Origin of the sequence: Pseudomonas palmensis (genome assembly GCF_049942755.1) — a bacterium.
GTDB classification, from domain to species: Bacteria; Pseudomonadota; Gammaproteobacteria; order Pseudomonadales; family Pseudomonadaceae; genus Aquipseudomonas; species Aquipseudomonas palmensis.
The window spans coordinates 3,505,275-3,525,164 of record NZ_CP187958.1; the positions used below are offsets into that span (position 1 = coordinate 3,505,275).

11 protein-coding genes are annotated in these 19,890 nt (G+C 66.7%); 3 read left to right on the forward strand and 8 right to left on the reverse strand.

The window, feature by feature from the left end; all coding sequences use genetic code 11:
• Positions 1–79: 79 nt before the first annotated feature.
• The 3 genes from ACPRTJ_RS16210 to ACPRTJ_RS16220 form a co-directional block, all read right to left on the reverse strand.
• A complete protein-coding gene (locus tag ACPRTJ_RS16210; protein WP_043862008.1) occupies positions 80–2,488 on the reverse strand; it encodes a glucose/quinate/shikimate family membrane-bound PQQ-dependent dehydrogenase in 2,409 nt (802 codons plus the stop codon).
• A gap of 46 nt (positions 2,489–2,534) precedes the next feature.
• A complete protein-coding gene (locus ACPRTJ_RS16215; RefSeq protein ID WP_058540955.1) occupies positions 2,535–3,887 on the reverse strand; it encodes a carbohydrate porin in 1,353 nt (450 codons plus the stop codon).
• A gap of 200 nt (positions 3,888–4,087) precedes the next feature.
• Entirely contained in the window at positions 4,088–6,136 is a 2,049-nt protein-coding gene (locus ACPRTJ_RS16220) for a TonB-dependent receptor (RefSeq protein WP_426427119.1), read from the reverse strand.
• A 197-nt stretch (positions 6,137–6,333) separates the two neighbouring features.
• On the opposite strand from ACPRTJ_RS16220, the gene ACPRTJ_RS16225 reads away from it, so the two are divergent.
• Positions 6,334–6,555: a VF530 family DNA-binding protein gene (locus ACPRTJ_RS16225; RefSeq protein ID WP_043862005.1), complete on the forward strand. Its 222-nt coding sequence runs from the start codon at positions 6,334–6,336 to the stop codon at positions 6,553–6,555.
• Positions 6,556–6,580: 25 nt separating this feature from the next.
• Positions 6,581–7,219: a Pr6Pr family membrane protein gene (locus ACPRTJ_RS16230; RefSeq protein WP_411269350.1), complete on the forward strand. Its 639-nt coding sequence runs from the start codon at positions 6,581–6,583 to the stop codon at positions 7,217–7,219.
• Positions 7,220–7,229: 10 nt separating this feature from the next.
• On the opposite strand, the gene ACPRTJ_RS16235 is transcribed toward ACPRTJ_RS16230, so the two are convergent.
• From ACPRTJ_RS16235 to ACPRTJ_RS16245, 3 genes are all read right to left on the reverse strand, one after another.
• Positions 7,230–7,994, reverse strand: coding sequence for a siderophore-interacting protein (locus tag ACPRTJ_RS16235; RefSeq protein WP_043862003.1), 765 nt, complete (start codon positions 7,992–7,994; stop codon positions 7,230–7,232).
• A complete protein-coding gene (locus ACPRTJ_RS16240) occupies positions 7,991–8,563 on the reverse strand; it encodes a PadR family transcriptional regulator (RefSeq protein WP_054914759.1) in 573 nt (190 codons plus the stop codon). The genes ACPRTJ_RS16235 and ACPRTJ_RS16240 overlap by 4 nt, the downstream gene beginning before the upstream one ends.
• Before the next feature lie 166 nt (positions 8,564–8,729).
• Positions 8,730–11,876, reverse strand: a complete 3,147-nt coding sequence (locus ACPRTJ_RS16245; RefSeq protein ID WP_123752805.1) for a transglycosylase domain-containing protein — start codon at positions 11,874–11,876, stop codon at positions 8,730–8,732.
• Between the two features lie 439 nt (positions 11,877–12,315).
• Between ACPRTJ_RS16245 and ACPRTJ_RS16250 the strand changes: the two genes are divergently transcribed.
• Complete coding sequence (locus tag ACPRTJ_RS16250; RefSeq protein WP_043862000.1) at positions 12,316–13,740, forward strand: amino acid permease; 1,425 nt, start codon at positions 12,316–12,318, stop codon at positions 13,738–13,740.
• A gap of 96 nt (positions 13,741–13,836) precedes the next feature.
• Here the strand turns inward: ACPRTJ_RS16250 and ACPRTJ_RS16255 are convergent, their stop codons facing one another.
• Entirely contained in the window at positions 13,837–15,453 is a 1,617-nt protein-coding gene (locus tag ACPRTJ_RS16255; RefSeq protein WP_054914757.1) for an FMN-binding glutamate synthase family protein, read from the reverse strand.
• A gap of 130 nt (positions 15,454–15,583) precedes the next feature.
• Positions 15,584–19,852, reverse strand: coding sequence for a DEAD/DEAH box helicase (locus ACPRTJ_RS16260; RefSeq protein WP_426427120.1), 4,269 nt, complete (start codon positions 19,850–19,852; stop codon positions 15,584–15,586).
• Between the last annotated feature and the right edge of the window lie 38 nt (positions 19,853–19,890).

Below are 19,890 nucleotides of genomic sequence, written 5' to 3' on the forward strand. Positions count from 1 at the left end.
GGGCCATGCTGTCACATGGTCCTGCAGGCGCCGGCCTTGCCGGCGAAGGGCTGCACGGCAGCCCAGGTTCAGCGGTCGATCACTGCGCCAGTTTGTAGGCGATCACGTAATCGCCCATCTTGGTGCCCAGCGAACCGTGCCCGCCAGCCATCACCAGCACGTACTGCTGGCCATCCTTGCCGGTGTAGGTCATCGGCGTGGCCTGGCCGCCAGCCGGCAGGCGCGATTTCCACAGCTCCTTGCCGGTGTTCACGTCATACGCACGCAGGTACTGGTCCAGGGTGCCGCTCAAAAAGCCCAGGCCGCCAGCCGTCACCATCGAGCCGCCCATGCTCGGTACACCCACCGGCAGGCCGATCGGAATCGGCGAGCTGTCGCGGCTGGTGCCGTTCTTGTGCTTCCACACCACCTTGTTGGTGGTCAGGTCGATACCGGCCACATAGCCCCAGGCCGGGGCCTGGCACGGTACGCCCAGGGGCGACATGAACGGGTGCATGATCACCGCGTAAGGTGCGCCGGTGTTGGGCTGCACGCCGCTGGTCTCGCTTTCGCGCTTGCTGCCCTCGGCCACTTCGGCACGCGGCACCATCTTCGACACGAAGGCCATGTAGTTGGGGCTGGTGAACAGCAGCTGACGCACGGGGTCGACCGACACGCCGCCCCAGTTGAACACGCCCACGTTGCCCGGGTAGATCAGGCTGCCCTGCTCCGACGGCGGGGTGTACTGGCCCTCGTAGCGCAGTTCGCGGAACTGGATACGGCACAGCATCTGATCGAACGGGCTGGCGCCCCACATGGCCGCCTCGGTCAGGTCCGGGCCCAGCAGGTTCAGGTCCGAGCGGGCCTGGGTCGGTGCGGTGTGGTCGCCCTTGACCGCGCCCTGGGGCGCCGGGATCTCGCGGATCGGCACGATGGCACTGCCGTCACGACGGTCGAGCACGTACAGGCTGCCCTGCTTGGTCGGGGCGATCAGCGCAGGTTTGACGCCGTCGGCGGTCTTCAGGTCGAGCAGGGTCGGCTGGCTGCCGACGTCCATGTCCCACAGGTCGTGGTGGGTGAACTGGTAGTTCCAGCGTACCTTGCCGGTGGCCAGGTCCAGGGCGACGATGCCGGCACTGAACTTCTCGGCACCTGGGGTGCGGTCGGCGCCCCACTGGTCAGGGGTCTGGTTGCCCAGTGGCAGGTACACCATGCCCAGCTTCTCGTCGACGCTGGCCAGCGACCACATGTTGGCCGAGTTGCGGCTGTAGGTCTTGCCCGGTGCCAGCGGTGCGGTCTCGTCCGGGTTGTCGCTGTCCCAGTTCCATACCAGACGACCGTCATGCACGTCGTAGGCACGGATCACGCCCGAGGGCTCGTTGGTGGACTCGTTGTCGGTGACGTGGCCACCGATGATCACCAGCTCGCGAGTGATCGCGGCAGGCGAGGTGGAGTAGTAGCCACCGGCGGTGAACGGGCCGATGCCCTGGGTCAGGTCGACCACGCCCTGGTTGCCGAAGCCTTCGCAGACCTTGCCGGTGTCGGCGTTGATCGCGATCAGGCGCGCATCGGCGGTGGGCAGGTACAGGCGACGCGGGCAGCTGCGCACCACGGCCTGGCCGGCTTCGGAGATTTTCGGCGCAGGGGCGCCGTCCATGTTCACGTAGTTGTTTTCGTCGTAGTACGACACGCCACGGCAGGTCATGTGGGCAAAGCCCTTGAAGCCCACCGGGCTCTTGATCTGCGGATCGAAGCGCCAGATCTCGGCACCGGTATCCGGGTCCAGGGCCAGCACCTTGCTGTGCGCGGTGCAGGCATACAGCTTGCCATTGACCTTGAGCGGGGTGTTCTCGTTGGTCAGCTCGACCGGGTCATCGCTGGTCGGCAGGTCGCCGGTGCGAATGCGCCAGGCCTCTTCGAGCTTGTGCACGTTGTTCGGGGTGATCTGGCGCAGCGGCGAGTAGCGGTCACCGAATTCGGTGCGCCCGTAGGCCTGCCAGTCGCCATCGGGCATGGCCGGCGCGGTGCTGCTCAGCTCGGTGCTGTCGCGGCCCAGCTCGCCCTTGATTTCACCCGGGAAGGTGAACTGGCTTGCCACTGCGGTGGCGCCCGACAGCACCACCGCCAGGCTCAGCAGGCCGGTGTTGAGCTTGCCGGGCTGGCCCAGCAGCGGGCGGCGTGCCCACGGCAGCAGCAACACCACTCCCAGGGCGAACCACAGCGACAGGCGCGGTACCAGTTGCCACCAGTCCAGGCCGACCTCCCACAATGCCCACAGGGTGCTACCCAGCAGCACCAGGCCGTACAGGCCCAGCGCGGTGCGGCGCAGTGCCAGCAGCAGCACGCCCGACAGGGCAAAGCCGATACCGGCGATCAGGTAATACAGCGAGCCGCCGAGCTGGCTCAGCTTGATACCGCCGGCCAGCAGCGCCAGCCCCATCAGCAACAGCAGCACGCCGAGCAGTCTCGGCAGCCAGCGGGTTCTACTCAAGGCACCATCAGTGCTCATCGTGTGTTCTCCATCAAGGTGAAAAGGTTCGAGCCGCAGGGCCCGTTCAGAAGCTGCTCTGGATCTTGAGGCCGCCGATCAGCGCGTCGTCCACGTGCCCGACCCCGCCCGGGTGGCGGATGTACTGCAGGTTCGGGCGCACGGTCAGCCACTGGGCCAGGTGGATGCCGTAATACAGCTCGGCGCTGTACTCGGTGTCCTGGACGGGCAGGAAGGCGGGGTTGTCGTAGTCGAAGAGGGCATTGGCGCGGTTGCGGGCCTCGGCGTTCCTGCGATAGGCCGGGTTGACGTGCACGCGAGCGAGGGCGAAGCCGATGTCGTCCTTGGCGCGGGCATCGAACAGCCCTTTGTAAACCACACCTGCCTGAACATAGTTGTCGATGGCATTGGTCTTCTTGTCGTGCAGCGTGGCATTGGCAAAAACGCTCAGGCCACGTGAGTGATCGCTGGCCAACGACGTCACCTGCTGCTGTGCCCCCAGCCAGAACCCGTGCTTGCTCGAGCTGCTGCGATAGTCCTGGCCACTGAGGGCTGCCGGTTGGCCGTTGCCGTCCTTGTAAACATCTTGTGCCTTGGCACTACTGTAGTAGTAACCGGCGCGATATTCCCCTTTGAGGCCGTCGATGGCCGGCGTCCACACCAGTTCCACCGGCAGTACTGCGCCCTGGGTGCCGCTGCCGCTGAGCTTGAAGCCGTTCTGGCGCTCGAGGTTGGAGGGGTTCTGTTCGTAGGCACCGACCTGGGCGTAGAGTTCCGGCGTAAGGTGGTACTTGACGCGCAGGGCCCACTGGCTCACCGGCCAGTTGTACCAGATGCTGCCGGCCCAGTTGCCCACCTGCGAGCCGCAGAAGGCCAGGTTCTGGAAGTCGCAGGGGAAGCTGTTGAAGTCCTCGCCCTGGCCGAAGCGCCCGACCTTCACGTCGAGGTCGCCGTCCAGGTACGTCTGCTTGAACCACATCTGGGTCAGCCGCCAGGTCTGGCCACGGCCCCAGACTTCCTGGGCCGAGGTGAAGCCGCCCACCCGCGGATCGTTGATGCGATCGTTGCTGATGTTGTTGCCGTGGCGCTCGGTCACGGTCAACTGGAATTCGGCGCCCTGCCAGCCGAGGATCTTCTGCAGGTCCAGGTGGCTGCCCAGGCTGAACTGGTCGCTGTAGCGGGCGGTGTTGCTGTGGTCGTGGCCACCGTGCAGGTTGCTGCCCATCTCCCCGGTGTAGCCCAGAGTGAAGTCGTAGCCGCGCTCGGCCAGCGCCGAGCGTGTGCCGCCCCAGTCGCCGAGCATCCAGGGCGAGTCGCCGTCGAAGAGGGGGGCGGCCTGCAGGCTGCAGGCCAGGGTGCTGGCGGCCAGGCCTGCCAGCAAGGTCGCGGCGGCGGGGGGCAGATGATGGAACTGATGCATGAGATAGCGCTGTCTTTTGATTGTTGGAAGAACGGCAAATTGCCCGAGATGCAGGCATCGTCGAGGGCAAGGCAGTATCAGGAATAGGTGAAGCGGTTCAGCTTGAGGCGGGGAGGATATAGGCGAACGTGCCGGAAAAAAAGCCGGATCAGCAAGAGTGACCGTTGCCGGATGGGTAACAATCCGGCAACGGTGTGGGTTCAGAAGGTAGTTCGCAGGCCTACCTGGACGCTGCGACCCGGCGCTGGGGCGATGTCGCGCAGGATCGAACTGGCATAGCGTACGGTCTGATCGGTGAGGTTTTCGCCGCGCACGAAGGCCAGCCATTCACTCTGGCCGATCTCGAAGCGATAGCCCACGCTGGCCCCCAGGGTGGTGTAGCCGTCGGTGCTGGTTTCATTGGCCGGCTTGCGATGCTGGCTGCTGGCATGCTGCACGTCGACCCGTGCCTGCCAGCGTTCAAGGTTCCAGGTCAGGCCGCTGTTCAGGCGCAGCGGGGCAATGCGAGGCAGGTCTTCGCCGGTATCCAGGTTCTTGGCGCGGGTGTAGTCGCCAGACAGTTCCAGGGCGAAGCTGCCGTAGGCGTTTTCCAGCAGTTGCCAGCGGTCCTGGGCTTCGATGCCGTAGAAGCGGGCGCGCACGCCGTGATAGAGGTATTCGGGCACGTCGCCATGCTCGTGATCATGGTCGTGATCGTGATCGTCATCCCCGTGATCGTGATCATGCCCTTCGCGCAGGTTGCCGCTGGCCAGCAGGCCGATGTAGTTGCGGAAATGGCTGTAGAACACGCCCACGCTGCCCTTGTGCGTGCCGTTGTCGAAGCGCAGGGCCAGGTCGCTGGAGATCGCCTTCTCCTTCGAAAGCCCCGGGTCGCCCACCTCGTAGGTGCCGGTGGCGACGTGAGCGCCATTGGCATACAGCTCGTAGAAGGTCGGTGCACGTTCGGTGTAGCCCAGGCTGGCGGCCAGCGACCACACCGGGGTCAACTGGTACACCGCACCCGAGGACAGGCTGGCGGCGGTGAAGCTGCTGGCGCTGTCGGCCTGGGCGAAACGTTCGCTGCCCTGGCTGTCGGGGTCGACCCGGGTGTGCTCCAGGCGTGCGCCCAGGCTCAGGTCGAGGCGGTCGGTTGCCTTCCACTGTTCGAGCACGAACAGCGCCAGGCTGTCGGTATCGGTCTGCGGCACGAAGGCTTCTTCGCCGAGCGCCGAGAACTCGTTGCGGGTGACCTGGGCGCCGATCACGCCTTCCACCGGCCCCAGCGGCTGGTGTCGGGCCTCGACGCGGGCCTCGTAGCCCTTGTTCTTGAAGTTGGTATGCACCTCGCCGCCTTCCAGCTCCTGATGCTTGTAGTCGGTGTAGCCGGCGTCGAACTTGAGCGAGCTGAACGGGCCGTCGAGGTCGTGCAGTTCGGAGGCAAAGGCATAGTGGTCCTGTTCCATGGCCAGACGCACGCCGGGCTCGGCCACCGAACCGTAGTTGGCATCGTAGCGGCTGTAGGACAGGCCCGCGTAACCGTGTTCCCAGTTGTACGAACCGCCGACGGCACCACCGTCCTGGCGCCCGTCGCTGTTTTCCAGGCGATGCTTGCCGCCGGGTTCGTCGGCATCGCGCACCTTCGAACTGCGGGCGTAGCCGGGGATGCGCAAATCGTTGAACTGGCGGCTGTTGGCGTCCAGGTGCAGGGCGAAGCGGCCATCGCCGGCTTCCAGCTTGCCCGCACTGCTGCGGGTGGTGTCGGCGCCCCCGTAGCGCAGCTCGCCGGCACCATGAATGCCTTGCACCGGCGCGTCGGGGATGCGGTTGTCGAAGGTGTTGACTACCCCGCCGATGGCATTGCCACCGTAGAGCAGGGCGGCCGGGCCGCGCACGATCTCGACGCGCTCGACGTTCACCGGGTCCAGTGGCACGGCGTGGTCGTACGACAGCGAAGAGGCATCCAGTGCACCCACGCCGTTGCGCAGGATACGGATCCGGTCGCCGTCCAGGCCGCGGATCACCGGGCGGCTGGCGCCCGGGCCGAACCAGGTGGAGGCGACGCCGGGCTGGGTGTTCAGGGTTTCGCCCAGGCTGCCCTTTTGCTGCAGGGTCAATGTGTCGCCTTCGAGCACGCTGCTGGGGGCTGCCAGCGGGGTGCCCAACGGGTTGGCTGTGATGACCTGGGGTTGCAGTTCAACCGCGTGGCTGGGCAGCGAGGCCAGCCACAGTGCGGCGGCAAGGGGGGAGAGGTGGAGCGGCAGGTGACGCATGGTGGGGTCCTTGGCAGTTATCGTTTTGGTTACAATATAACATTACCGTAAAACAATAAATGCCAAGGTGCTGTCCAGAGCCTTCGCGGTCACTAGAATCACCTCAGGTGCCCTTGATCGAGAAAGGCCGCACCAGGTGCTGACGCGCCGCCGCACCTGGGCTAAGGTGCGCACCTTCGTTTGGCTGGAGCACAGGCATGACTGCCGCTGACAACAACCCGCTGCATGGCGTGACACTGGAACAGATCCTCACCGCGCTGGTGGCGCACTACCAATGGGAAGGGCTGGCGCAGCGCATCGATATCCGCTGCTTCAAGAGTGACCCGAGCATCAAGTCGAGCCTGACCTTCCTGCGCAAGACGCCCTGGGCGCGGGAAAAGGTCGAGCGCCTGTACCTGAAGCTGCAACGCGGTCGCTGAGCCGATGCCGGTGGCTGACCGTCGCATGGGCATCGGCCTGCTGGCGGGCCTTGGCTGGGCGGCGTTGACCATCCAGCTGTATCTGGTGCTGCTGGCGCGCTGGCAGGATCAGGCCAGCCTGCTGGGCGGGCTGGTGAATCTGTTCGGTTATTTCACGGTGTTGAGCAATACCCTGGTGGCCACGGTGCTGACCCAGGCGGCCTTTGGCCGTGAATCGGCGGCGCGGCGCTGGTGGCTGTCGCCCTGGGTGAGTTCCGGGGTGGCGGTGAGCATCGTGTTCGTGGCGCTGGCCTACAGCCTGTTGCTGCGTCACCTGTGGCAACCGCAGGGCTGGCAGTGGCTGGCCGATGAGCTGCTGCACGACGTGATGCCGGCGGCCTATGCGCTGTACTGGTGGTGGTGCGTGCCCAAGGGGCAGTTGCGTTTCACGCACCTGCTGGGCTGGCTGGTATACCCGCTGGGGTACTTTGCGTATGTGCTGGCGCGCGGTCACGGTATCGGTTTCTATCCGTACCCGTTCGTCGATGTGGCGAGCCTGGGCTATGCGCAGGTGCTGCTCAATGCGCTGGCCATGCTGGGGGGCTTCATTCTGGTCGGCGTGCTGCTGATCGTCCTCGACCGCTGGCAGGGCAGGCGCCTGGCACGGGCCCAGGCGCAACCCTGAAGGTCGACGCTTATTCCTCGTCGTTGGGGTCCAGTCGCCAGTAGGCGGCCGCCTTGAGGTACGCCTCGTTCACGCCTTTCTCTTCCAGCAGCAGGCTCTTGGCCTTGCGCGTCAGCGCCTTTTCCAGGGCAACCCAGGCGTACAGCGTGCCCGACGGCAGGCTCAGGTCACGCAACACCTGCAGCACGTCCTGCTGGTGGCGCCGTACCCAGATCACCTCGACCTGCGCCGCGCTGGGCAGTGGCTGGCGTTCCTGGTCGTCCTCGATTTCGATCACCGCCAGCACCTTGCGTCCGGCTGGCAACTCTTCGAGCCGGCGGCCGATGGCCGGGATGGCGGTTTCATCGCCCACCAGCAGGTAGCTGTCGAAGATGTCCGGCACCACCAGCGAGGCGCGTGGCCCGGCGATATGCAGGTAATGGCCGGGTTCGGCCTGGGCCGCCCAGGTGGAGGCGGGGCCATCGCCGTGCAGCACGAAGTCCAGGTCCAGCTCGCCGGCGGCCAGGTCGATGCGCCGCGGGGTGTACTCGCGCATGGTCGGTCGCACGTCGGTGGCGCCGGGGTTGTCCAGGGCCACCTGTTCTTCGGGGGAGCAGGCGAACATGAGTTTGACGTGGTCGTCGCTGCCGACGCTGAGAAAGCCCTGCAGCTCGGCGCCGCCGAGGGTGATGCGGCGCATGCGCGGGGTCAGCTCGGTCACGCGCAGTACCTCGAGGCGGCGGCGCTTGATCTCGTGGTTGACGCGATGGATTGAAAGGTTGGGGCTGTCCGTCATTCGGAAGTCTCCTGGGTGGGGGTTGCCGGGCCGGCAACGATGGCTTTTGCGGTGTCGTTGAGCAGGGTGCGTACCCGCTCGATCTCTGCGGGGTTCCAGCGCCCGGCATGGATCTGCAGGGCATGGCGCAGGTTGTGGACGGCTTCGTGGATTTCCGGCGGACGGTCGTGCACGCGCATCGAGCGCTTGCTCACCTCGATGCGCGTGCGCACGCCGTCCAGGGCGATGGCCTGGTCGACCAGCGACTGGCGCCCGGCGTCGGTGACGCTGTAGAGCTTCTTGCTGCCGTGGACTTCGCCGCTGATCAGCTCGCTCTCTTCGAGAAAGGTCAGGGTCGGGTAGATCACGCCGGGGCTGGGGCTGTAGCCGCCGTCGAACTCGGCCTCGATCTGGCGGATCAGGTCGTAGCCGTGCCCGGGCTTTTCCGAAAGCATGGCCAGCAGCAGCAACTTGAGATCGCCGGGGGCGAACACGCGGGGGCCACGGTCGCCGCGTTCACGGCCGTGCCGGCGCTCGAAGCCGTCATGGCGCTCGCCGCTGTCGCGGTGGGGTGGGTGATGGTCACGCATGGACTGTCTCCTGTCTGCGTTGCGATGTATCTAAAGATATTACTCAAGATATATCTTAACGCAAGACATGGAGATGATTATTTTTCGCATTTGGCGCTGATCTGTTTCACCGGCAGGGCCGGCTCCTGCACGCAAGCGTGTGGTTGCTGCAGGCGGGCGAATGGCGTCAGGGCTTCGAAAGGTCTTGCGTTGCCACCAGCGGCGGCGTGCACAACGTGTTGCCCCCCGGCTGCAGGTATGGCAGCAGTATCGGCGCCATGCCCTTGAGCACCTGCACCGGCAACGCCGAGGTGAACTTGAATGCCTCGGCCGCGCGCCCCGGCACGAACGCCGTCAAGGTGCCGAAATGGTTGTCGCCCAGAAAGAACACGAACGTCGCGGTGCGGTTCAACGAACGCGAACCGATCAGCCGCCCGCCAGCACCGAAGCTCTCGATGCGGTTGTCCCCGGTGCCGGTCTTGCCGCCCATGGTCAGCAGGGTGCCGTCGGGCAGCTTGAAACTCCCCGACACCCGTCGCGCCGTACCGGCGTCCACCACCTGCGACATGGCCCCGCGCAGGGCCCGCGCCACTTCCACCGACAGCACCCGCTGGCCCCGGTCCGGGTCACCGGCCAGGCGCAGTTCATAGGGCGTGTCGGCGGCGAAGTGCAGGGTGTCGATACGCAGCACCGGCAGGCGCACGCCGTCGTTCTGGATGATGCCCACCAGCTCGGCCAGCGCCGCCGGGCGGTCGCCCGAGCTGCCGATGGCGGTGGCCAGCGATGGCACCAGGTGATCGAACGGGTAGCCCACGCGCTTCCAGCGCTGGTGAATGTCGAGGAACGCCTCGATCTCGACCATGGTACGGATACGGCTGTCACGGGCGCCCTTGTGCCGGCTCTTGAACAGCCAGCTGTAGACTTCCTGGCGTTCGAAATGGCTGGCCAGCACCGCGTCCTGAAAGCTTGCGGTGGGGTTCTTCAGCAGGTAGCCCAGCAGCCACAGGTCCAGCGGGTGCACCCGGGCGATGTAGCCCTGGTCGGGCAGGTCGTAGGTGCCCGGGCCGTAGGCGGCATACAGGCCTTCCAGACGCTGGTCGGTCAGTTGGTCCTTTTTCAGTGGTGGCCGCTTGGCCGCCCCTGGCTCGGCCTTCATGTGCGCGCGCACGAAGGCGTTGAAGGTGGCCTGGTCGGCCTCGGGGAACAGGTAACGGTGCACGGCGGCCAGGCGGATCGGCGTGACCCGCAGGCTGTCGAGAAAGGTGTCCAGGCGTTCCTGGGAGGTCTTGCGCTGGTACTTCTTCCAGAACCGGCGCATGAAGTCGGTGCCCTCGCGGTCGGCGAAGCGGGCAAGGTACTCCTGGCGCCGCGGCTCGGCATCGTCCTTGAGCAACTTGCCGCTGTTGCCCGGTGCCGAATAGGTGCTGTAGCGCACCAGGTCGCGCATCAGGCGAATGAAGGGCAGGTTGATCGACTCGCGCAGGGCATCCTTGAGGGTCGGCATGCGGCCGTTGTCCTCGCGGCGAAAGTTGTTGAACACATGCATGCCGCCGCCGGTGAAAAAGGCTTCGCCGGGGCTGGCCGAATACTTGCGCTCCAGCGCCGCGTCGAGCATCGCGGTGATGTTGCGGTCCTTGTTGCGGGCCAGGTAATCCAGGGCCCAGCGGCTGATGAAGTCGGTGTCGGCCACCTCCACCTTGCTCAACTGGGCCGGGGTCATGTCGACGTACTTGTCGTGCAGCTCGGCGATGATTTCCAGGTACTGGGTCAGCACCCGCAACTTGGCGGTGGAGCCCAGCTCAAGCTTGCTGCCCTCGTTGATGTCGAACGGCTGGTCGGTGCTGTCGGTCTGTACCCGTACCCGCGAGCCGTCGGCGGTGCGTTCCAGCAGGGTGAAGCTGTAGCGCACCTGGGTGGTGCTGGTGGGGGTCAGCAGGCGTTCGCCAATCAGCCCCATCTGCGCCGCAAAGGCCGGGTCGGCGAGGCTCTTGAGGTACTCGCTGACCTGCCCCTGCAGGTCGGCCTGCAGCGTGCTGGTGGCCGACAGGTCGAGGCGGTCCAGGTCGTACAGCGGGCGCCCCAGCGCCGACGACAAGCGGCTGCGGGCCACGCTGATGCCCTTGTTGGTGACGATGGGCACGATGGTCGGCTGCGCCACCCAGTCGCGAAACACCACCTTGCTTGCCAGCGCGGCATCGGCCAGCGGGCGGTCGATGATGTTGTTGGCGGCCAGCAGGCGCACGTGGCTGTCGGTGAGGGTGGCCAGTTCGTTACGACCCTTGGACAGAAAGTGCGACGGGCGACGCTGGGCGATCATCAGCGACAGCACCTGGCGCAGCGCCAGGCCACGTGCGGTCAGGCTGGCCGGGTCGCTGTCGGTACTGGCCAGGGTCTTGTTGACCTCGGCAAAGTCGGCGCCGTACCACACCCGCAGGCCCTCGGCCATGCCGTGCACTTCGCCGTGGCCGGGCACCGCCGACAGCGGCACGCTGTTGAGGTAGTCGCGCACGATGCGCTGGCGTGCGCCCAGGGTCTGCGGCCCGTCCTGGTAGGCGCGCACGCTGGCCGAAATCATCTGGCGCAGTTTCTCGCTGCCCGACACCGTGAGGCCATCGGGGGAGTGGCGGTATTTTTCCAGCTGCGTGGCCAGCGTGCTGCCGCCGGCCGACTGGCCGGGCAGGGCCAGGTGCTTGGCGACCTGACTGTAGGCGGCCATGGCGAAGCGCGGCCAGTCCACCGCCGGGTTGCTGCGCGGATCGGCGGGGTCGAGCAGGTCGCGGTTCTCGATGAACAGCAGGCTGTGCACGATCACCGGCGGGATCGAGGCGAAATCCGGGTACAGGTGCTGCGGGTAATGGAACTGGTACAGCGCGTCGCCCTTGCAGTCGGTGATCGACAGGCCGGCCTGGATCTTCTCGGCATAGGGCACGAAGAACCCGTGCTGCACATAGTTCATCAGCGCCGGCGAAAAACGCGCCTGCTCGACGATCACGTAATCGCGCTTGAACAGCCGCGGCAGAAACTCGCCCAGCGCGCTGTAGCCCAGGCGCTTGTCGAACGGGCCTTCGCCCGGGTAGATGACGGCATCGCTGGGGCCCTTGTGCATCGAATAGCTCAGGGTGGCGGCGAACTGGCTGAACTCGCGCGCCTGCAGGCGCGAGGTGTGCATTTCACGGGCGATCGCCAGGCCCAGCAGTACCAGGGCCCCCAGCACCAGCAGGCCGAACAGCCACCAGCCATAGCGCCGGCGGGGACGTTTGGGCAATGCGGGAGTATCCGGTTGTTCTGCGGCAGCCTGCGTCTTGTCTGGTTCCGTTTGCCACTGTGCGCCCATAGTGTTCAGCCCGGCTGCGTATGTTCGTCTCGCTTGCCTGAAGCTTAGACGCTGGTCGCAATTGATGAAAAATTTGTGGGTTGCCAGCGGCAGGTTCGCCAATCACGGCGCGAACATGCGCCTTTGGTGCAAGGTTGTGTTGCCCCGTTTTGGTGCTATGTTAGCCGCCCGGTTGACACCCGCACGGCCAAGCGCGGGTAATGCCACTCCGAATAAGCGGTAATTGCCGAGAGTTCTCGCCAAATATCGGGGTTTATATAGTGAAAAGCCCTGTAGCGGCCTTCCTATACTGCTCGCCCCTTTCGCTCGGCCGGTGCTCCGCGCACCGGTCGACGTGCTTGCCCACAAGGTGAGCCCGGCGCGGCGAAACAGCAGCCTATCGGCGCTGTACAGCCTGCACGAAGGGTTATATCCAATAACAAAATGAGGTTGTATTCCTATGCCAGTCGGCAACCACCCTTCTCATGGTGAGACCGCCCAGGGCGGCCCACTCAAGCGGGAACTCGGCGAACGTCACATTCGCCTGATGGCGCTGGGCGCCTGTATCGGTGTCGGGCTGTTCCTCGGTTCGGCCAAGGCCATCGAAATGGCCGGGCCGGCGATCATGCTGTCCTACATCATCGGCGGCCTGGCGATCCTGGTGATCATGCGCGCGCTGGGCGAGATGGCCGTGCACAACCCGGTGGCCGGGTCCTTCAGCCGCTACGCACAAGACTACCTGGGCCCGCTGGCGGGCTTTCTGACCGGCTGGAACTACTGGTTCCTGTGGCTGGTGACCTGTGTCGCCGAGATCACCGCGGTGGCCATCTACATGGGCATCTGGTTTCCGGACGTACCGCGCTGGATCTGGGCCCTGGCGGCGCTGGGCAGCATGGGCGCGATCAACCTGGTGGCGGTGAAGGCCTTCGGCGAGTTCGAGTTCTGGTTCGCCCTGATCAAGATCGTGACCATCATCGCCATGGTGCTGGGCGGCATCGGCGTGATCGCCTTCGGCTTCGGCAACGACGGTGTGGCGCTGGGCATCTCCAACCTGTGGAGTCACGGCGGCTTCATGCCCAACGGCGTGACCGGCGTGCTGATGTCGCTGCAGATGGTGATGTTCGCCTACCTGGGCGTGGAGATGATCGGCCTTACCGCCGGTGAAGCGCGCAACCCGCAAAAGACCATCCCGCAGGCCATCGGCTCGGTGTTCTGGCGCATCCTGCTGTTCTACGTCGGCGCGCTGTTCGTGATCCTGTCGCTGTACCCGTGGAACGAGATCGGCAGCCAGGGCAGCCCGTTCGTGATGACCTTCGAGCGCCTGGGCATCAAGACCGCAGCCGGCATCATCAACTTCGTGGTGATCACCGCGGCGCTGTCGTCGTGCAACGGCGGTATCTTCAGTACCGGGCGCATGCTCTACAGCCTGGCGCAGAACGGCCAGGCGCCGGCCAGCTTTGCGCGCACCTCGCGCAACGGCGTGCCGCGCAATGCACTGCTGCTGTCGATCGGCGCGCTGCTGTTGGGCGTGCTGGCCAACTACCTGGTACCTGAAAAGGTCTTCGTGTGGGTGACCTCGATCGCCACCTTCGGCGCGATCTGGACCTGGGTGATGATCCTGCTGGCGCAACTGCGCTTTCGCGCCGGGCTGAGCCAGGCCGAACGGGCCGCGCTCAAGTACCGCATGTGGCTGTGGCCGCTGAGTTCCTACCTGGCCCTGGCGTTCCTGATCCTAGTGGTCGGCCTGATGGCCTACTTCGAGGAAACCCGCGTGGCGCTGTTCATCGGCCCGGCGTTCCTGGTAATGCTGACGGTGCTGTACCACGTGTTCAAGCTGGCGCCCAAGGGCGACAGTGAAGCAGTGGCGGCATCCAGCGCATCCTGATGTACATAACCCCGGCCCAGGCCGGGGTTTTTGTGTGGCTGTACCGCCCCTTTGCCGGCAATGCCGGCTCCTGCAGGTGAGGAGTCGGCGACGTCGTTACGCCGCTTCGGCGTTGGGCTCGAAACTGTCTGCCCGCGCCATCTGCCACATCCGCGAGTAGAACTCGCCGTTCACCTCGCCGGTAAGCAGTTCACCCGGCTTGAGGAACACGTGCAGCTGCGAGAACAGCTTGATCTCGGTGGCCGACATGCGCCGCACCAGGTGCTTGGCCTCCAGCTGCGAGGGGTGATCCAGCCCGGCGGCGGCGAGCATCTCGGCCAGCGCCTTGAGCGTGTTGCGGTGGAAGCTGAACACCCGCTGCGCCTTGTCCGGTACCACCAGCGCCCGCTGGCGCAGGCCGTCCTGGGTGGCCACGCCGGTCGGGCACTTGTTGGTATGGCAGCTTTGCGACTGGATGCAGCCGATGGCGAACATGAAGCCGCGCGCCGAGTTGGCCCAGTCGGCACCGATGGCCAGCACGCTGGCGATATCGAACGCACTGACGATCTTGCCGCTGGCGCCCAGCTTGATCTTGTCGCGCAGGTTCAGCCCCACCAGGGTGTTGTGCACGAACAGCAGCCCTTCGCGCAGCGGCACGCCGATGTGGTCGGTGAACTCCACCGGCGCGGCGCCGGTGCCGCCTTCCTTGCCGTCGACCACGATGAAGTCGGGCAGGATGCCGGTCTCGAGCATGGCCTTGGCAATGCCCATGAACTCCCACGGGTGGCCCAGGCAGAACTTGAAGCCGACCGGCTTGCCGCCGGACAGCTCGCGCAGCTGGGCAATGAACTGCATCAGCTCGATGGGGGTGGAGAATGCGCTGTGGCGCGACGGCGAGATGCAGTCTTCGCCCATCATGATGCCGCGGGTGTCGGCGATTTCCTGGGTCACCTTGTGCTTGGGCAGGATGCCGCCGTGGCCGGGCTTGGCGCCCTGGCTCATCTTGATTTCGATCATGCGCACCTGCGGGCTGCTGGCCTGCTGCGCGAAGCGCTCGGGGTCGAAGCGACCGTCCGAGGTGCGGCAGCCGAAGTAGCCGCTGCCCAGTTCCCAGGTCAGGTCGCCGCCATGTTCGCGGTGGTAGGGGCTGATGCTGCCCTCGCCGGTGTCATGTGCGAAGTTGCCGAGCTTGGCACCCTGGTTGAGGGCGCGAATGGCGTTGGCGCTGAGCGAGCCGAAACTCATGGCCGAGATGTTGAACACCGAGGCCGAATAGGGCTGGGTGCACTGCGGGCCGCCGACGATCACCCGAAAGCTCTCGGGGTCGCTGAGCGGTGCCGGGCGCATGGAGTGGCCGATGAACTCGAAGCCCGACTGGTAGACGTCGATCAGGGTGCCGAACGGCTTGTCGGCGGTTTCGTTCTTGGCCCGCGAGTACACCAGCGAGCGCTGGGCGCGGGAGAAGGGCAGCGCATCGCTGTCGGATTCGAGCAGGTACTGGCGGATTTCCGGGCGGATGCCCTCCACCAGGTAGCGGATGTTGCCCAAAATCGGGTAGTTGCGCCGCACCGCATGGCGGCTCTGCAGCAGGTCGAACAGGCCCAGCAGGCTGAGCAGGCCGGTGACCAGGGTGAAGGGCCACAGCCAGTCGTGGTGCAGGAACGGCAGGCTGGCGAGGGTGAACACGACACACGCGGCGAAGAAGGCATAACGGCTGAGGAGGGAGAGGCTCATGCGGGTTCCTTTTGCAGGCAATCCAAGACCTTATATCGAATGGGGGATTGGATGCCAGTGAACCCATCAAGACAGCGTTGCGGCCTTCGCCGGCAATGCCGGCTCCTGCACACACCGCAAAGCTTCGGGATCAGTGATGGACATCGCGCACCACCCGCTCACGCAGCGCCGCATCCTCCTGCACCCAGTACTGCGCCTTGCCCGCCACCCGCGCCGCCACCGCCACGCCGTCGCGGTACACCACCCGGTTGCCGCTCACCGCTGCCACCTTGGTGCCGGGCAGCAAGGTGCCCACCAGGTTCAGCGGGTCGCTGGCACTCACCGCCACCAGGCTGCCATCCAGCGGGCGCCTGCGTACTTCGCGCAATACGCCGATGGCCTCGGGCAAGGCGAACTGTTCGCCGGCCAGCCCGCTGATGAAGCGACCGCCACGGATCTCGCCACGCGCCTCCAGGCGGTGCAACGTGCGCAGCAGGTCCCGCCAGCTCGGCAGCCAGTCGGCCTCGCGTTCGAGCAGCCGCCAGCACACCACGCCATAGCGGCGCAGCAGGGTCAGGGCCACCTGTTCCAGGGCGTCCTCGGCCGGCGTGCCGGCGCGGCGCAGCAATGCCCAGCGCCCGGCGTCCTCCATGCCGCCACTGAATGCCCCGCGACCGCGCCGATGGCTGCGTGCCTGGCGCTTGCTGGCCGGGGTGATCAGTGCACGCAGGCCGGCAAAGCTGTCGGCACTGATCTGCCCGGCCGCCACCAGTTCCTGCAGGGCTGTCTCCAGCTCGCTGGGCAACAGGCGTGCCTCGTCGCGCAGCTCATCGAAAAACAGTGCGCCGTGCTCGCTGAGCGCGGCCAGTACACGTTGCGCGCGGGGCGACGGTGCCGGGGCGTCGTCGGTGGCGGCCAGTGCTCGCCACAACCCCAGCCGCGCCCGTGGCAGCAGCACGACAGGGGTGCTGCGCAGGGTACTGGCCGCAGCCTTGCCCGAAGGGGCCAGGCGAGCCCACACGAACTTGCCGGCCCGGCAGGCATCGTCCAGCCACTGCCCACTGTAGTCGCGCAGCCGGCTCGGCAGCAGGTCGCTTTCCCAGGCCGAGGCCGCTGCGGCGAAGCCTTCCAGTTGGGTCAGCGCCTCGCCCAGCGCCGCCGGGCCCTCCAGCCGGGTGCCGGGCGAGAGGTGCTGCCAGTCGAACAGAAAGCGCATGAAGTCCTGCAGGCTGACCGGCTCGATTTCGCGGCGCAGGTGCTTGAGCGTGTAGCGGTGGATGCGCGCCAGCAGGTGGCGTTCGCACCATTGTTCAGGGGGGGGGCCCGGGCTGAAGTGCCCGCGCATCACATAGCCCTCCGCTTCCAGGCGCAGCATGGCCTGCTCGACCTGTGAGGGGCTCAGGCACAGCGGCGCGCCGATCTCGCTGCTGGTCAGCGGGCCGAAGCCGCTCAGGCGCGCGCGCAGCAGTTCCACGGCAGCACTGTCGGCATCGATGGGCTGATCGAACCCGGGCAATGGGGTGGGCGCCGCTTGCGGGTACAGCGCCAGCAGCCACGGCAGGCGTTCGCGGGCCAGCCACAGGCCGCCACCCTGCGGCAACTTCAGGTGGCAGGCGCGTGCGCCGGCGGCCAGTTGCTGCAGCCATGCCAGCCAGCCCGGGTTGGCCTGCACCTCGGCATCGCACACGGCCGCCAGGCTCATCAGTGCCTCGTGCATTTCGTCAGCGCCGCCTGGCAACGGCCAGGCCTCGGCACGCACTGCGGCAATCGCCTGCGGATCCAGTGCGCCCAGGTCGTCGGCACTTTGCGGGTCGCTCCAGCGCCGGTTGAGCACGGCCTGGGTGCGCCGCTCTTCCAGCGGTGCGTCATCGAGAAAGGCGTATGGACGTGCATTCAGGATCGCCGCCGCCAGGGGCGAAGGCGCCGGCAGGTCGCGGCAGATCAGGCGGATGCGCCTGTCTTCGATGCGCCGCAGCAGGTTCAGCCAGCCCTCGCAATCCATCGCCTCGTGCAGGCAGTCGTCGAGGGTCTGCTCCACCAGCGGGTGGTCGGGAATCTCGCGCTCGCCGACGATGTTTTCCAGGCACGCCAGCTGGTCGGGGAACACGGCAGCGGTGAGGTCTTCGCTTTTCATGCGCTGGATCTGCGGGGCGACCTTGCGCCCGCCGGCATAGCGCGGCAGTGCCAGCGACACCCCGGCGTTCCAGCGCCAGCGCACGCCGAACAGCGGCGCATCGAGCACGGCCTGGGTCAGCAGGTGCTCGGCACTGGCGCTGGAAATGTAGCGCCACACCTCTTCCAGGGCAAAACTGTGGCCGGCCGACAGCGACAGGATCAGCGCATCCTCGCTGGCTGCCGCCTGCAACTCGAAATTGAAGGTGCGACAGAAGCGTTTGCGCAGTGCCAGCCCCCAGGCGCGGTTGATGCGGCTGCCGAAGGACGAGTGGATGATCAGCTGGGTACCGCCGGACTCATCGAAAAAGCGCTCCATGATCAGCGTGTCCTGCGAGGGCAGGGCGCCGAGGGCCTGGCGGGTGCGGGCCAGGTAGTCGAGCAGTTGCTCGGCGCTGTCCGCGTTCAGCCCGAGCGTGGCGTGCAGCCAGGTCAGCAGCGGTTGCAGCTGGCCGCCGCTGGTATCCAGGCGCTGGTCGATTTCGGCTTGCAGGCGTGCCACAGCGAAGGACAGCTCGTCGCTGCGCCCCGGCGCCTCGCCCAGCCAGAAGGGGATGGTCGGCGGTTGCCCGTGGGCATCCTCTACTCGTACCTTGCCGGCCTCCACCCGCAGGATGCGGTACGACGCGTTGCCCAGCTGGAAGATGTCGCCGGCGATGCTCTCCACCGCGAAGTCTTCGTTCACGCTGCCGATGTTCAAGGCCTGGGGTTCGAGCAGCACGCGGTAGTCGGCGTTGTCCGGTATCGCCCCGCCACTGGTCAGGGCGGCCAACTGGCTGCCGCGCCTTCCACGCAACTGGGCACTGACCGCATCGCGGTGCAGGTACGCGCCGCGCACGCCCTGGCGCCCGCTGTAGCCTTCGGCGAGCATGCGCAGCAGGGCCTGGTAATGCACCTGGTCGAGATTGGCGTAGGGCATCGCACGGGTGAGGCACGCAAACAGCGCCTGTTCGTCCCAGGGCTGGCAACTGACCTCGGCGACGATCTGCTGGGCCAGCACGTCCAGCGGTGCGTTGGGGATATGCAGCTCGTCCAGCTCGCCACGGCGCACGCAGTCGAGCAGGGCCACGCACTCGATCAGCTCGTCGCGGGTGGTGGCGAACACACGACCCTTGGGGGTGCCGTCCACCTGGTGGCCGGAGCGGCCAACCCTCTGCAGCAGCGCGGCAATCGAGCCAGGCGAGCCGATCTGGCACACCAGGTCGACCTCGCCGATGTCGATGCCCAGCTCCAGCGAGGCGGTGGCCACCAGCACCTGCAGCTCGCCGCGCTTGAGACGCTGCTCGGCGTCGAGGCGAAATTCCTTGGCCAGGCTGCCATGGTGCGCGGCCACCGCCTCGCGTCCCAGGCGCTCGCTCAGGTGGCGCGCCAGGCGCTCGGCCAGGCGCCGGGTGTTGACGAACACCAGGGTGGTGCGATGCTCGCGGGCCAGTTGCGCGAGGCGATCGTAGACCAGCTCCCACACATCGTTGGCCATCACCGCGCCCAGTGGCGCGCGCGGTACCTCGATGGCCAGGTCGCGCTGGCGCGCATGGCCGATATCCACCAGGGCGCAGGGGCGCTGATGGCCTACCAGGTACTGCGCCACCCGCTCGATCGGACGCTGGGTGGCCGACAGGCCGATGCGCCGCAACGGGCGCTGGCACAGCGCCTGCAGGCGTTCCAGGCTCAACGCCAGGTGGCTGCCGCGCTTGTTGCCGGCCACGGCGTGGATCTCGTCGACGATTACCGTGTGCACCGAGGCCAGGCCCTGACGCCCGGACGTCGAGCCGAGCAGCACGTACAGCGACTCGGGGGTGGTCACCAGGATATGCGGGGGCTGGCGGCGCATGGCCGCGCGTTCCTTCTGCGGGGTATCGCCGCTGCGCACTGCGGTGCGCAGGGTCGGCGTGGGCAGCCCGAGGGCGGCCAGTTCGGCGCTGATACCGGCCAGGGGGGCCTGCAGGTTGAGCTGGATGTCGTTGGACAGCGCCTTGAGCGGCGAGACGTACACCACCAGCGTCTGTTCGGGCAGCTCGCCGCCGGCGTGCAGGGCCTGGGTGAAGAGTTCGTCGAGGACCGCGAGGAACGCGGTGAGGGTCTTGCCGGAGCCGGTGGGGGCCGCCACCAGCAGCGATTGCCCGCTGCGGATCAGCGGCCACGCCTGGGCCTGGGCGGCGGTCACCGTGGCGAAACGGTGCTGGAACCAGGCACGGACGGCGGGGTGGAAGGCGTCGAGTACCGGGTGATTGCGGGCGGGCAGGTTCATGGGGTGTTTATGCGGCCGTTGCGCCCTGGTTGCAAGGG

Coding starts and splice junctions, on each gene's coding strand:
- ACPRTJ_RS16260 (WP_426427120.1), bottom strand. CDS start 19,852: ATGAACCTGCCCGCCCGCAATCACCCGGTACTCGACGCCTTCCACCCC.
- ACPRTJ_RS16235 (WP_043862003.1), bottom strand. CDS start 7,994: ATGACGGACAGCCCCAACCTTTCAATCCATCGCGTCAACCACGAGATC.
- ACPRTJ_RS16245 (WP_123752805.1), bottom strand. CDS start 11,876: ATGGGCGCACAGTGGCAAACGGAACCAGACAAGACGCAGGCTGCCGCA.
- ACPRTJ_RS16215 (WP_058540955.1), bottom strand. CDS start 3,887: ATGCATCAGTTCCATCATCTGCCCCCCGCCGCCGCGACCTTGCTGGCA.
- ACPRTJ_RS16210 (WP_043862008.1), bottom strand. CDS start 2,488: ATGAGCACTGATGGTGCCTTGAGTAGAACCCGCTGGCTGCCGAGACTG.
- ACPRTJ_RS16240 (WP_054914759.1), bottom strand. CDS start 8,563: ATGCGTGACCATCACCCACCCCACCGCGACAGCGGCGAGCGCCATGAC.
- ACPRTJ_RS16255 (WP_054914757.1), bottom strand. CDS start 15,453: ATGAGCCTCTCCCTCCTCAGCCGTTATGCCTTCTTCGCCGCGTGTGTC.
- ACPRTJ_RS16220 (WP_426427119.1), bottom strand. CDS start 6,136: ATGCGTCACCTGCCGCTCCACCTCTCCCCCCTTGCCGCCGCACTGTGG.
- ACPRTJ_RS16225 (WP_043862005.1), top strand. CDS start 6,334: ATGACTGCCGCTGACAACAACCCGCTGCATGGCGTGACACTGGAACAG.
- ACPRTJ_RS16230 (WP_411269350.1), top strand. CDS start 6,581: ATGGGCATCGGCCTGCTGGCGGGCCTTGGCTGGGCGGCGTTGACCATC.
- ACPRTJ_RS16250 (WP_043862000.1), top strand. CDS start 12,316: ATGCCAGTCGGCAACCACCCTTCTCATGGTGAGACCGCCCAGGGCGGC.